Consider the following 13,429-nt stretch of genomic DNA (forward strand, 5'->3'; position numbering starts at 1 on the left):
GAACTTTACGCTGGCATAAACTATTTCTTATAAAAGAAAGGAAGGTATTACAAATGAAAATTGACAGTTCATACTATTTGAACAAATTACTGGAAGCACAACTTACTTCTACGACAAACTCAACTACAGAAGTTGAAACCTCTACAACTAATTCAGAGGATGGAATGGACGCATATATTCCATCTAATTCAGAAGACGAAATACTCTATGCAAATTACGATGATATTCTAACTGCAATGACACCTCCTCCAATGCCACCAGCATCAATGACAGACACTGAGGATTCAACTGATTCAACTGACTCAACAACGGAGAGTGAATTGGCCGTATCCGATTCTGTTCAATCCATTATTAGTAATATTTCTGAGACAATGCATTGTCAGGAGGGTACTGTACTTGACACTTTACAAAGCCTTGGACTTACACCTGAGGATTTGTTGGATTCTGATAACATCGAAACAGTTGCGAATGCGCTTAACGAAGGTGCAATTGCGCTTGGAATACCTACAGTTGATGATTTAGATCAGACAATTTCCGATTTAAAAAGCTCTGTAGAAGATACTGTAAGCACACTTGAAAGTGATTATTCCTTAACAGATGAAGAATTGGCAGCTATTATTGAACAATTAAAAACCAAACCTTTGAATGATACCACTTTAAGTGAATTATTAAGCTCATTGGGCGCAACAGAGGAAACAGAAGCTTAGGATCAACAAACAAGCAAAGACGATAACATAATTACCTTTTTGTTATCGTCTTTTACATTTTGTTACTGCTGTGCTTCAAAATATGAGGCAGGCGGCTGAGTTTGTACGTCTTCTGTTGTTACCGGAGTATCCTTTATTGCATTTGTTGTATCTTCTGTTACCGTTAGCTCATGATCTGTGTCTGTTGAGTATTTTTCAACAGAATCATAGCTGACGTAGGGAGAAAATTCCATTGGTTCCAAGCCCTTATGAGCATTCTCCATAAATTCCTGCCATATTTTACCTGGATAAGTGGTTCCCGTTAAATCCTCCACTTCCTTAGGCATATCACAACCCACCCATACACTGGTTGTATAATAAGCACTAAAGCCTACAAACCAGCCATCCTTATTATCATTGGTTGTTCCAGTCTTACCGGCTGTTGGAGTCTGGCTGATACCAAGTTTTCTTCCCGTTCCATCTGTCATAACACTCTTTAAAACATCAGTCATCACTTTTGCCGCATTTTCCTTATATATTTGTTTTCCTTCGTTTTTACTTTGATAGATTATCTCTCCGTCAGCAGTTGCTATTTTCGTGATACAGGTTGGATATCGATATACTCCATTATTCTCGAGTGTTGCATATGCGGCAGCCATCTCAACACTGCTTACACCTGTCGTAAAACCTCCGAGGGCAATTGCAGTCCGATAATCATCCTTTTCAATTTTAGCAAAATTCATTGCCTTTAAGTATGACAAGCCTACACTTGGTGTAATCTCCTCTAACAACTGCCACGCTATTGTATTAATGGACTTCATCACTGCATAGCGAAGACTTACTACACCTGTATACGTTCCGCTGTAATTCTTTGGACCATCCGTAATTGGCTCATCCACCATCGTAGAATCGGGTGTATATCCTTTTTCAAAGGCCGGTGCATACACAAGCAATGGCTTGATTGCACTGCCCGGCTGTCTAAAGCTTTGATACGCTCGGTTTAGTGTATATCCGACTGTTTCCTGACTTCTTCCTCCTATGATGGCAACTACGTTACCAGTTTTATTATCTATGCAGGTTGCTGCTCCTTGCATATTATAAATTCCATCATCATTTACACTGACAAAAGCATACAATTTATCGTCTATCGCAGTTTGAAGCTGCTCCTGAAGTGTCATATCCATAGAGGTATAGATTCGATATCCACTTGTATATAAAGAATTCTGGCACTCCGCATAAAGTGTTTCATATTGATCCTGATAGGTCTGTTTTTCCTCTTGCGAATCAAAATAGTATTGAAATTGAAATCCTCTTTCTTCCATTAGTGCTCTTATAGCACAGTAATAAATATAGGTTTCCGCATAATTATGCTTGATCGTCTCTTCCTTATTGACATTTAACACAATCTCTTCATTAACTGCATCTGAATAATCCTCATTGCTGATTTTACCCTCTTTAAGCATCTGATCTAAAATCCTGTTACGTCTGGCCAGCGTATTATCCATATGTTCCAGTGGATTGTACGTAGTAGGATTGTTGGGTATAGCTGTTAAAAAAGCAATTTGTGACAATGATAAATTATTGACATCAGTGCTAAAATATCCCATACTTGCAGCTTGAATTCCATAATAACCATTTGCAAAGTAAATATTATTTAAATAAAATTCCAATATATCCGATTTACTGTATACTTTTTCCATCTCTAATGCTATAAATATCTCTTCTACCTTACGTTCCCAGCTTACCTGATTGCTAAGAAAAATATTTCTGCTAAGCTGTTGTGTAATAGTGCTTGCCCCCTGTGTAATGGCATGTTTTTCTATAATGGATGTAGCAGCTCGTATGATTGCTTTTATATCGATACCGTTATGACTATAGAAATTCTTATCCTCTATACTGATAAATGCATTCTTTACATAGGTAGGAATCCTCTCTGATTCAATATAGTAGATTCCCTTATCACCTTTCAGACTCGCAATTTCTTCTCCATCTGAAGCATATACCAAACTTGTCTGAGAAGCCTTAAACGTTTCGGCAGAAGAACTGCGAACCAGACTAATTGCCTCTTTATGTAACTTAAATATTGCTGGACCTACTCCTGTTGCATATAGACCTACCGCGGTTATGCCTGCCAACACAAGAATAATCATATTTATAATACATAATACTTTCCATAATCTATGTTTATTTTTATTTTTTCCCTTAGCCATTTGAAACCTCCGTATATCTAATCTTTATTAGATAACAATATTTCATAATAAGGAATCTCAAGCTGTCTTATAAACTGCTCTTCCCTCTTCAACAAATAAAGCACTTTAACTGTCTTTCCATTCTTTTATACCTCATCCTTCCAATGCAGCCTATGAAGATTTCCGGAAAGCTCCATATGGTCAAAATGATTCTGTCTTAGCGCTTCGTATAAAACGATAGCCGCTGAATTTGATAAATTAAGTGAACGAATATCACCAATCATAGGAATTCTGATTGCTGTTTCTTCATAGTTCACTAAAATTTCCTCTGGAATGCCCGCACTTTCTTTACCAAACATAATATAGCAGTCCGGTTCGTAACAAACCTCTGTGTAAGTTTGTTTTGATTTTGTGGTTGCCATATAAATCTTTGCATTAGGGTTTTTCTGCAAAAACTCATCGAAGTTTACATAAGTTATAACATCCAGATCATTCCAATAGTCCATTCCGGCTCTTTTAATTGATTTTTCACTTAAGCTAAAGCCCAACGGTTCAATTAAATGTAATCTGGTTCCTGTCGCTACACAGGTTCTTCCAATATTTCCGGTATTTGCCGGTATCTCAGGCTCATACAATACAATATTCAGCTTAGCCATGTCTTGTCCTCCTTTAATGCTTAAAAGGGATATTTCAGAAATTTTCATTTCTGACACATCCCCTTTATTTTTACTGATTATTTCTTAATTTATTAACGAAATCTTCTAACCGATCCAATGCTATTCTCAAATCTTCCAATGCGTAAGCATATGATATTCGAAGAAAGCCTTCTCCGCAATCACCAAATGCAGTTCCAGGAACAACTGCTACCTTTTCTTCCTCTAAAAATTTGGTTGCAAATTCATCGGAAGTCATTCCAAATTCCTTAATGGAAGGAAATACATAGAAAGCACCATACGGTTCAAAGCAACTAAGCTTCATTTCTTTAAAGCGATGCATCAGATATCTTCTTCTTTGATTATAAGCCTCTCTCATTTCCTCCACATCCTTATCACCGTTACGTAGTGCCTCTACTGCCGCATATTGGCTGTTAGTAGGTGCACACATTATGGCAAACTGATGTATTTTAATCATCTGTTCTATTATTTTTTTCGGTCCGCATGCATATCCCAAACGCCAACCTGTCATAGCATAAGATTTTGAAAAACCATTTATCACAATAGTTCTTTCTTTCATCCCTGGTAACGAAGCAATGGACACATGATGATTTCCATAAGTAAGTTCTGAATAGATTTCATCTGAAATTACAAAAATATCCTTTTCTTTTACCACCTGCGCAATTTCTTTCAATTCTTCTCTGGTCATAATAGCACCGGTTGGATTATTTGGAAATGGCAGAATTAATACTTTCGTTTTCGGCGTAATGCTTGCTAATAGTTCGTCCCTGGTTAATTTAAATTCATTTTCAGCCTTAAGCTCAATGATAACCGGCTTCGCATCCGCAAGCACTGCACAGGGTAAATAGGAAACATAGCTTGGCTGAGGAATCAGCACCTCTTCTCCAGGATTAATCATAGCCCGAAGTCCAATGTCAATTGCTTCACTTCCCCCGACAGTAACCATTGTCTCGGTGTTATAATCATAGCAGAGGTTAACTCTTCTCTTTAAATATTCACATATTTCAATTTTTAGTTCCTTCAGTCCGGCGTTGGATGTATAAAATGTTCTTCCCTTTTCCAAGGAATATATACCTTCTTCTCTTATGTGCCATGGAGTGTCAAAATCCGGCTCACCAACACCCAGTGATATTGCATCTTTCATCTCACTTACGATATCAAAAAATTTACGAATTCCCGACGGCTGAATTTCTAAGACTTTATCTGATAATGGATTTCTCAAGGTGTCACCAGCATCCTTTCATCTGAAGTATTCTTCTGAATCATAACAGTTCCATGATCCTTATATTTTTTAAGTACAAAATGAGTCGCAGTGCTTAATACGGAATCAAGAGTAGATAATTTTTCCGTTACAAACCTGGATACATCTCTTAAATTCTTCTCCTCCAAAGTAACTAGCAAATCATATCCCCCTGAAATTAAATATACTGCACGAACCTCTGGATAGTTATAAATTCTTTCTGCTATTTTATCAAAACCCTGACCTCTTTGTGGCGTCACTTTGACTTCAATCAGTGCAGTCACCTTTTCTGTAGAAGTTTTGTCCCAGTTAATTAGTGTATGATAACCACAAATAACACGTTCTTTTTCCATCTGCGCAACTTCATTTGCAATAGCCGTTTCATCCACACCCAAAATGATAGATAGCTCTTGAAGGTCTATTTTACTATTTTTTTCCATAAAAGTTAGAATTGTTTCTCTCATATCTGATTCTCCAATCTCTTAAACACTTTTTACGTTATATATTTCATCACTTTTCGGAGGTTCCAGAAATCTTTTCTCGTCCTCATTTAATATGACTCGGTCTTTTCCCGTTACTGCCTTACCTATGACTGCAGCATTGATACCTAGTTTTTCTAAATTTCTTACTAAATCATATCCATTATCAATAGCCATTAGCATGCAGCCACTTGATATTAGACAATATGGATTTAAGTCATAAAATTCACAGATTTCTACAGTCTCCTGCTTAATTGGTATCTTTTTCAGGTCTATTTCAAGTCCGACGCCAGATGCTTCTGCCATTTCCCAAAGAGCACCAAATATGCCGCCCTCCGTCACGTCATGCATTGCACTAACGCCAGACTTAACGGCCTCGGCGGCCTCGGTAACCACAGATATATAATGATCCAAATTTTTCGCCGACTCTATCAAATTCCTGGGATACTTTTCCAACAACTCCAGTTCATGATCTTTCGCAAGGATTGAAGTTCCTTCAATTCCGATCCACTTTGTAACTACAATATCCTGCCCCGGTTTAGCTCCTCCGGTCGATATCACTTTACCATCTTTCACCTTACCGATTCCTGAAATGCTTATAATCGGTTGGTTAACAGCTCTGGTAATTTCGGTATGACCGCCTGCAATCTGAATATGAAGCTGTGCACATACCTCTTCTATCTGACTCATCATTTCTTTTAAATCAGACTCATAGCTGTCCTCAGGTAAAAGAATGGTTAACATAATAGCAACCGGCTCTGCTCCTGCTGAGGCTAAATCGTTTGCTGTAACATGCACAGATAAAGAACCAATATCCTTTACTGTACCAGTAATCGGATCCGTTGATATTACAAAGGTTTCATCTTCTTTCAGCTTAATCGCAGCACAGTCTTCACCTACTCCTGCTCCTAATAATAATTCTTCTCTTTTTGTTCTGATCTGTTTTAATACGGAACGCTTTAATACCGTCTCGGATACTTTTCCAACTTTCATGCTATGCTCTCCAAACCATTATGACATCTTCTATTATTCCGCTGCTGCCTGCTGTGCTTCCTGTGCTGCTTGCTGTGCTGCCAGTGCATCTGCCTGCGCTTGTGCCGCTGCTGCCTGTGCTGCTGCCTGATTGACTATGCCTGCCAAACTGTCAATTGTTGCGTTTACTGTTGCAGTATCATTTGTCGCTACTGCGGCTGATAATGCTGCAATGGAATTTTCATCTCCCCATGCTGTTCCTACAGAAATATAAGCTGGTTCAGCCTTATATGAACTATAATTTATCTCCTCCACATCTGTCTGCTTTCCGTTTACATATACATATTTATATAATTTTGCGGTATAGCCTGTATGTGGCGACTGTGTTTGTTTTTGTTGTCCGAATAAAAGTGTACCATCCAATGTATATTTAGCGCCAGTTGGTTCCGTTGTTGTTAAAGTCTCACTCTTAAATTCAATCGTTCTGTTTGAATCTCTTGTCTCACAACCATAAATATTAAATGTAATCTTCTTACCACTCGTTATACCTTCTATATAGATCGGATAATCCGTTGTATTTGTAAACTTAAAATCTTTTCCTGCCGATTCTGATATGGCAGCGTCTGCAGAGGGATCAACATAGCCTACTATCATGGAATGATTATATCTTTCATCCACTTGAAGCTCTGCTCTTAAAACTGTATTATACAATGTAGTGGATACCTGACATATACCACCTCCAAAACTATCTACTACCTGACCTTGAAGATAAGATCCTGCCAAATAGTAACCATTTTCAGCGGTAAATGGGGTAATGCTATCATAGGTTGAAAAAGTCTCTCCTGGTAACAACACAGTTCCGTTGATTAGTTTTGCACCATTTTCAATATTTGCGCTTCTAGAGCTTCCAGAAGTACTAAAACTAGTAGTAAAGCTTGCCAATACATCCTTTACCTTAGCGAAATCTTCCTTAGAAGCCTTTGGCTCAACCAGTTCTACTGCCAAATCAATACTTGAATCATCTCTATTCCATTCCTTTAAACTATCCTCTACCAGTTGTATTGATTTATCTACATCAACTCCTACACCAGTTTGACTCTCTGTAATTACAAATTGACCTTTTTCTCTTTTCAAAGAGGCATCTACCGGATCTACATTATATACAAGGCATTGCTCATTAATCACCTTTTTGATTTGGGCTTCATCAAATGTAATATCTAAGTCATATTCCTTTGATTCATGCTGTAAGTCTTTGAGTGCTTTATACCTTTGAATGATATTACCTGTTTTTCCTAAATTAACGGCATCCTCTACCACATCCATATTATTGCATTCCATACCAAGATCGGATGCTTTTACCTTTACTTCATTACTGTCTACCATAAATGTAATTGTCTTATTACCCAGCTCGGATAAATAATCATCAATTGCTTCTGTTGCCTGTTTTGCTGTCATTTGCGACACGTCAATTCCAGCAATATAAACACCATTATTTATTGTATTATCATCAGTCTCTTTGGCTGCCGCTGCACTTAATCCAAATCCCATAGCTACCATAAAAACAGCTAACGTGCAGACCAAAGATACAAAAAATTTCTTGACTTTCATTCTGATTCCCCTTTAACATTCATTAATCACTCATTTTACCACAATTTATCTGATTTGCAAATAAATCCTTGTAAAAAATAATTGTAAGTTTTTGTTATCCTCGTTGACATCTTCTGATTCATTCTGTATATTATTAGACATAATCAAAAGATTTAAAACTATTGTAAAATTTTATTATACTTTATAAAGCGGGTAATACAACCGCTAGCACCATAGATAATACGATTATTATTATGATAACACTTGAAATAGTTTTTTTTGTTTTTGAACTATTGAAATTGATCATAGTTGCCTCCTTCTACATTCATTACACACATCATCTATTTATAACATACCTGAAAGGCGGTATAAACATATGCTATTTTTTATCACTATTATATTATTAGTTGTTTGGTTCTCAATGTCCAGAAAAAGAACTTCTTATCTTCAGGAGAAGAAAAAAGAAAATTTCTGGGAAAAAGAATCTAATGCCAATCATACCAGAAAAACTTCACTAGAATGTTTAAATTATATTACAATTCCATTAAATTTAATAGAACTGGCGGGTTCATCAACCGATTCTTCCATTATGGAACAGGGTAAGATACTAAAGCAGTTATCAAACAAAAAAATTGTTAATTTAACCGGTATCAGCAACACTGATTTAAAGCTAAAATACGGAAGCAGTAATCTTTCAAGTCTTACGGAATATGATCAAAATTTTACACAGTTGGCGCAGACTTTAAATTGTATAGGTTTACGCTTTAGTGAGCTTGAGGATGATTCATCTGCTATTTTAATACTCGAATTCAGTGTTTCCTGCAAAAGTGACATCAGTTCCACCTACAAGCAGTTGGCACAGTTATATGTAAATGTTGGTCAGGCTGAAAAAATTGATTCACTGATTGAGTCTGCCAAAACTTTAAATTCTTTAATGAAAAATACAATACTCATACATTTGGAAGCAATTAAAAAATCCTCCCATGCTTTAAAATAATACCGTCTATCATTCTTGAGGCTTCATTTTTTGTAAGACTGTCAATTTGCACGGCTATGGCTATATTATGATATTTTATTAAGTCTCTTAAATATATTTTCTGCTTTGGCGTGATAGGACCCTCTCTTTTTACCTGATAGCTTAGACTAAAAGGGTTAAAAGCATCTTCATTGCCTTTATAAAACTGCTCTGACAAAATTTTATATAAATCACTTGCCGCTAATGCATCATAATAGGCACGGTGCTTATTTACATGCTCAATCTTATAATATTCGCACAAATACTCCAAAGAACGTTTTTCTAATTCCGGCAAGAATTTTCTAGCCAGCTTTAAAGTGTCAATTGCCTCTTTTTCAAAGCCCATCTTATGGTTAGCAGCCGCCTTTTTTACAAAGCTGTAATCAAATTGTATGTTGTGTCCCAACAAAATGTCGTCTTCACAGAAATCAATCAATTCCACGATCACGTTCTCAATATCCTCTCCACTTTGCATCATATCTTCTGTAATCCCAGTAAGATCCACAATTTGTTGCGATAAATACGTTTTCGCATTCACTATTTTATCATAGGTACCTATTACTTTACCTTTTTTTATTTTGACAGCTCCAACCTCTAATATTCTTGCATATTTGGGATTAAGACCGGTTGTTTCTAAATCTAGTGCAATATATGAATCTATCATTTTTTATTCCTCATTTTTTCCCTGCTGCTTCCTATTTATCCCTTTATACTCAGTACAGTACTTTTGCATAAAGCACTCTTCACATTTAGGACTTCTTGCATAACAAATATTTCGTCCAAAGGTTATTATCTGAATATTATATAAAATCCAATGCTCCTTAGGTAAAACTTTCATCAATTCATATTCTATTTTCTCTGGATCCTCCTCCTTTGTAAATCCCAATCGTTTTGATATTCTTTTTACATGAGTATCTACTACAATACTTGGCTCATGATATATATTCCCACGAATTACATTAGCAGTTTTTCTACCTACCCCCGCAAGGCTTGTTAGCTCTTCTATGGTTCTTGGTACCTCCCCTTGATATTCATCCAATAATTTGCGGCAGCATAAAATAATATTTTTGGCCTTATTATGGTAAAAGCCTGTTGTTTTAATATCCTGCTCCAGTTTACTAAGCTCGGCATTAGCGAATTTTTCAATACTATCATACTTTTGGAATAAATCCTTTGTCACAATATTTACTCTAGCATCCGTACATTGCGCACTTAATATCGTCGCAATTAAAAGCTGCCATGCAGTCTCATGATTTAAATAGCATTTATATTCTCTGGAATATTTTTCATCCAACAGTGCCAATATCTCCTTTGTTCTTTTTGTCATTTTAATACACCTACCATTTGAGTATGAGCTTCATAGGTTAATGGGTTTCTTTTATTATAATCAAACAGCAGCATAACTTTATCATTACTGTTTTGTTTTGTTATCGCCTTAGCAGAAAACACTTCAATATGGGTCATTTTTCCAAGCTGTTTGTAATTATAATCCTTATATTCCGGTAAAAATATCCTTTCTTTTTCTTCTTTCACGTAAAAGCTCTTAATGATATCTTTGTACTCGGTTAGATCTGCCGCCCAATTTGGCCTTGATTTTAAATTCTCTCTTAAATATAAATCATATAATAAAAGCTCTTTGTAAACACATGTCTTCTCCCAGTCATGTGCCTTAGCAAATTCCAATAGTATCTCATATCTGACTATTCTTGAGTGGCTGACTCCTGCATAGCCTTTCTTTTCATAAAAATCGCCCAATGCCGAATAGAAATCAAAGGCATTTTCAAATAACAATTCAAGCTGTCTGATTGTCCTTGTAAACTGATTGCTGTTATAATACAGCTCCACCATTTCCTCTGTTTTCTTAATCTGAAGTATTTCATCGTGGCTGAGCCATTTCGTGCTTAATACTTCATAGACAGGATTAGAGCGGTAAAGCAAGTCATATTCATCTGCCATGTTATGCATTTGGGAGCCCTTTAGCACCTTTAGAAAGCCAAGTTGAAGCTGTTCAGGTCTTAGACTATACACATCATTAAATGACTTTTTAAAGCTTTGAAATCCCTCATAGGGCAAACCTGCAATCAAGTCAAGATGCTGATGTATATTTTCAAAGCTGTTGATTTTTTCCACTACACTTCTAAGCATTGTAAAATCCATTGCCCTGTTAATTTCCAAAATTGTAGCATCATTGGTGGATTGTACCCCGATTTCCAGTTGAATTAATCCGGGACGCATTCTGGACATTAATTCTAAATCCTCTTCTTTTAACAAATCCGCCCCTATTTCAAAGTGAAAATTTGTTATACCATTGTCATTCTCCAGTATATATCGCCATATTTCTCTTGCATGCTTAGCATTACAGTTAAAGGTTCTATCTACAAATTTTACCTGTGGTATTTTATTATCAATAAAAAACAAAAGCTCTTTCTTAACCAGCTCAAGGCTTCGAAACCTTACCTTCTTATCAATAGAGGACAGACAATAGCTGCATGAAAATGGACAACCTCTGCTTGTCTCATAATATATAATTTTATTCTTGAATTTTTCGATATCAAAATAGCAAAATGGAATATCATCCATATTCATTTGTTCCCTTGGTGAGTTTTGTACAATGCAATTATCGTCTGTTCGATACGCAATCCCTTTTATCTCTTCTAGTGGCATCGCCTCGTCTATATAATGCGATGCAAGCTCCAAAAAGGTTTTCTCTCCTTCTAGTACCATAACTCCTTGCATCTGAGGTAAATTTTCAAGGAGACAGGCGGCATCATAAGATACTTCTGGTCCTCCCGCCCAAATAGGAACATTAGGAAGCAGCTTCTTTAAATCAACTACCAGATTTCTTACATAATTAAAATTCCAGATGTAGCAAGAAAATGCTATGACGTCCGGCTTCTTCTTATAGATCTCTTCTAAAATATAATCCTCATAATGATTGATGGTAAACTCTGCAATTTCTATCTGACCGGCATATATTCCAGCATAAGCGGCCAGACTATAGACAGCAAGATTGGAATGTATATACTTTGCATTAATTGCAACTAATAAAATTTTCATTATATCACACTTTCGTTTCTTCTATAATCATACTAATTATCCGCAATACTATGTTCTTTGATTATATGTGATTCACCTTTAAAATACAATGCATTATTCACTCTTCTTCTCTTGCATGCTATATTTGTAGTTTTAGACTAAAATGAGCAATAATGCTATATATTGGTAGTGTAATTTGGATGACTAGCCAGTATTATTATTGACTTATAATTTATATAAGGCTATAATATACTAAAATCCATCAAATTTTTTGTAACATTTAAACAAGTGTTAAACAATTGCAGTTTAACCTAAACGTAAATGATTATAATAAATAAATCAATTAAATTATACGATGGCTTTCACATCTTCCCGTATACTTACGAGGCTGCGCGATTGCGATTGGAGGTATTTATGTTACATATCAAATCATTAGACGAAGGCTTAGCTATATTTAAAGCATTGGGTTCAGATATTAGAGTTGAGGTTATCAAGCTTTTACTTAAAAATCAAAATATGAATATGAATGAACTGGCAACTAAACTCAATATTACAAACGGTGCTCTTACCAGTCATATTAAAAAGTTGGAGGATTGCGGTATTATATCCATATCAAATGAATCTACCGGACATGGAAACCAAAAAATTTGTGCTGTACATTTAGATAAAATTTTAATAGAGTTAGACACTGAGAGTACATTAAATAATGTGTTTGAAACAAGCATACAGGTTGGACATTACTCTGACTATCTTATTTATCCAACTTGTGGTCTTGCTTCTACCTCCGCCATTATCGGGCAGGTGGATGACCCCAGGTATTTTGCTCATCCGAATCGATATGATGCCAGCATATTATGGCTCACCCATGGCTATGTGGAATATGACATTCCTAATTTCATACCTGCTTCTCAAAAGATTGACCAGATTACAATTTCTGTTGAATTAAGCTCAGAAGCGCCAGGCAGCAACAATATTTGGCCCAGTGATATTTATTTTCATCTCAACAATACATGTATAGGTACTTGGACTAGTCCCGGAGATTTTGGAGATACAAAAGGTATTTTTAACCCTGACTGGTGGTTTTCTAACTGGAATCAGTATGGATTACTAAAACTCTTAGTGATCAATCGAAACGGAACTTTTATTGACGGCCTTAAAATCTCAGATGTATCCATTTTAGATTTTAATTTTGATTACAAAAGTACAATCAGGTTGAAATTTGAAGTTCCTGAAACAGCCAGGCATGTCGGCGGTCTTACTATATTTGGAAAGTCTTTTGGGAATTACAATCAGGATATCAATGTTCGCATTGACTACAGCCCAATGCTATAAGAAAGTGGACAAGTCCGCATCAGCTTTCTAATCCTCAATCAAAATAACTTGGCCGCATCAAATGAAGTCACGCAGTGACATTTTCCACTTGCATTCGTGCGCATTGTGTTTTTATTATATTAGTGTCTAAAATAATCTCTTTGCACTCTTTTTAAGCTGTAATTATGCTTATCTTTATTTTTTATTTTATAATTTTTCTAGTCACTTTTTTAGATTTCC

At 35.9% G+C, this 13,429-nt stretch carries 12 protein-coding genes; 3 read left to right on the forward strand and 9 right to left on the reverse strand.

The window, feature by feature from the left end; all coding sequences use genetic code 11:
• Window positions 1–53: 53 nt before the first annotated feature.
• Entirely contained in the window at window positions 54–707 is a 654-nt protein-coding gene (locus C8E03_RS08930; RefSeq protein WP_110290856.1) for a hypothetical protein, read from the forward strand.
• Window positions 708–769: 62 nt separating this feature from the next.
• On the opposite strand, the gene C8E03_RS08935 is transcribed toward C8E03_RS08930, so the two are convergent.
• The 6 genes from C8E03_RS08935 to C8E03_RS08960 all read right to left on the reverse strand — a co-directional run bounded on the left by C8E03_RS08935 (window position 770) and on the right by C8E03_RS08960 (window position 7,848).
• On the reverse strand, window positions 770–2,896 hold the full coding sequence (locus C8E03_RS08935; protein WP_110290857.1) for a transglycosylase domain-containing protein: 2,127 nt from the start codon (window positions 2,894–2,896) through the stop codon (window positions 770–772).
• A 125-nt stretch (window positions 2,897–3,021) separates the two neighbouring features.
• Window positions 3,022–3,531, reverse strand: coding sequence for a tRNA (cytidine(34)-2'-O)-methyltransferase (locus tag C8E03_RS08940; RefSeq protein ID WP_094378088.1), 510 nt, complete (start codon window positions 3,529–3,531; stop codon window positions 3,022–3,024).
• Window positions 3,532–3,601: 70 nt separating this feature from the next.
• Window positions 3,602–4,771, reverse strand: coding sequence for a pyridoxal phosphate-dependent aminotransferase (locus C8E03_RS08945; protein WP_110290858.1), 1,170 nt, complete (start codon window positions 4,769–4,771; stop codon window positions 3,602–3,604).
• Window positions 4,768–5,253: an Lrp/AsnC family transcriptional regulator gene (locus tag C8E03_RS08950; protein WP_094378090.1), complete on the reverse strand. Its 486-nt coding sequence runs from the start codon at window positions 5,251–5,253 to the stop codon at window positions 4,768–4,770. The genes C8E03_RS08945 and C8E03_RS08950 overlap by 4 nt, the downstream gene beginning before the upstream one ends.
• Before the next feature lie 18 nt (window positions 5,254–5,271).
• Entirely contained in the window at window positions 5,272–6,261 is a 990-nt protein-coding gene (locus C8E03_RS08955; RefSeq protein ID WP_094378091.1) for an AIR synthase family protein, read from the reverse strand.
• Window positions 6,262–6,294: 33 nt separating this feature from the next.
• On the reverse strand, window positions 6,295–7,848 hold the full coding sequence (locus C8E03_RS08960; protein ID WP_094378092.1) for a VanW family protein: 1,554 nt from the start codon (window positions 7,846–7,848) through the stop codon (window positions 6,295–6,297).
• A 355-nt stretch (window positions 7,849–8,203) separates the two neighbouring features.
• On the opposite strand from C8E03_RS08960, the gene C8E03_RS08965 reads away from it, so the two are divergent.
• Complete coding sequence (locus C8E03_RS08965; RefSeq protein WP_094378093.1) at window positions 8,204–8,824, forward strand: hypothetical protein; 621 nt, start codon at window positions 8,204–8,206, stop codon at window positions 8,822–8,824.
• Here the strand turns inward: C8E03_RS08965 and C8E03_RS08970 are convergent.
• Genes C8E03_RS08970 through C8E03_RS08980 form a run of 3 tightly spaced genes read right to left on the reverse strand, consistent with a single transcriptional unit; the run spans window position 8,796 to window position 11,899 of the window.
• The gene (locus C8E03_RS08970; RefSeq protein ID WP_207657797.1) at window positions 8,796–9,506 is read right to left on the reverse strand and encodes a 3'-5' exonuclease; all 711 of its coding nucleotides are present in this window, start codon (window positions 9,504–9,506) and stop codon (window positions 8,796–8,798) included. The genes C8E03_RS08965 and C8E03_RS08970 overlap by 29 nt on opposite strands.
• A 3-nt stretch (window positions 9,507–9,509) precedes the next feature.
• Complete coding sequence (gene nth, locus C8E03_RS08975) at window positions 9,510–10,169, reverse strand: endonuclease III (protein ID WP_110290859.1); 660 nt, start codon at window positions 10,167–10,169, stop codon at window positions 9,510–9,512.
• Window positions 10,166–11,899 (reverse strand): B12-binding domain-containing radical SAM protein, encoded by a 1,734-nt coding sequence (locus C8E03_RS08980; RefSeq protein WP_110290860.1) that lies wholly within the window; start codon window positions 11,897–11,899, stop codon window positions 10,166–10,168. The genes nth and C8E03_RS08980 overlap by 4 nt, the downstream gene beginning before the upstream one ends.
• Window positions 11,900–12,292: 393 nt before the next feature.
• Here C8E03_RS08980 and C8E03_RS08985 point away from each other — a divergent pair, with 393 nt between their 5' ends.
• Complete coding sequence (locus C8E03_RS08985; RefSeq protein ID WP_094378096.1) at window positions 12,293–13,210, forward strand: ArsR/SmtB family transcription factor; 918 nt, start codon at window positions 12,293–12,295, stop codon at window positions 13,208–13,210.
• Window positions 13,211–13,429 lie beyond the last annotated feature (219 nt).

It is taken from the genome of Lachnotalea glycerini, from assembly GCF_003201285.1.
GTDB classification, from domain to species: Bacteria; Bacillota; Clostridia; order Lachnospirales; family Lachnospiraceae; genus Lachnotalea; species Lachnotalea glycerini.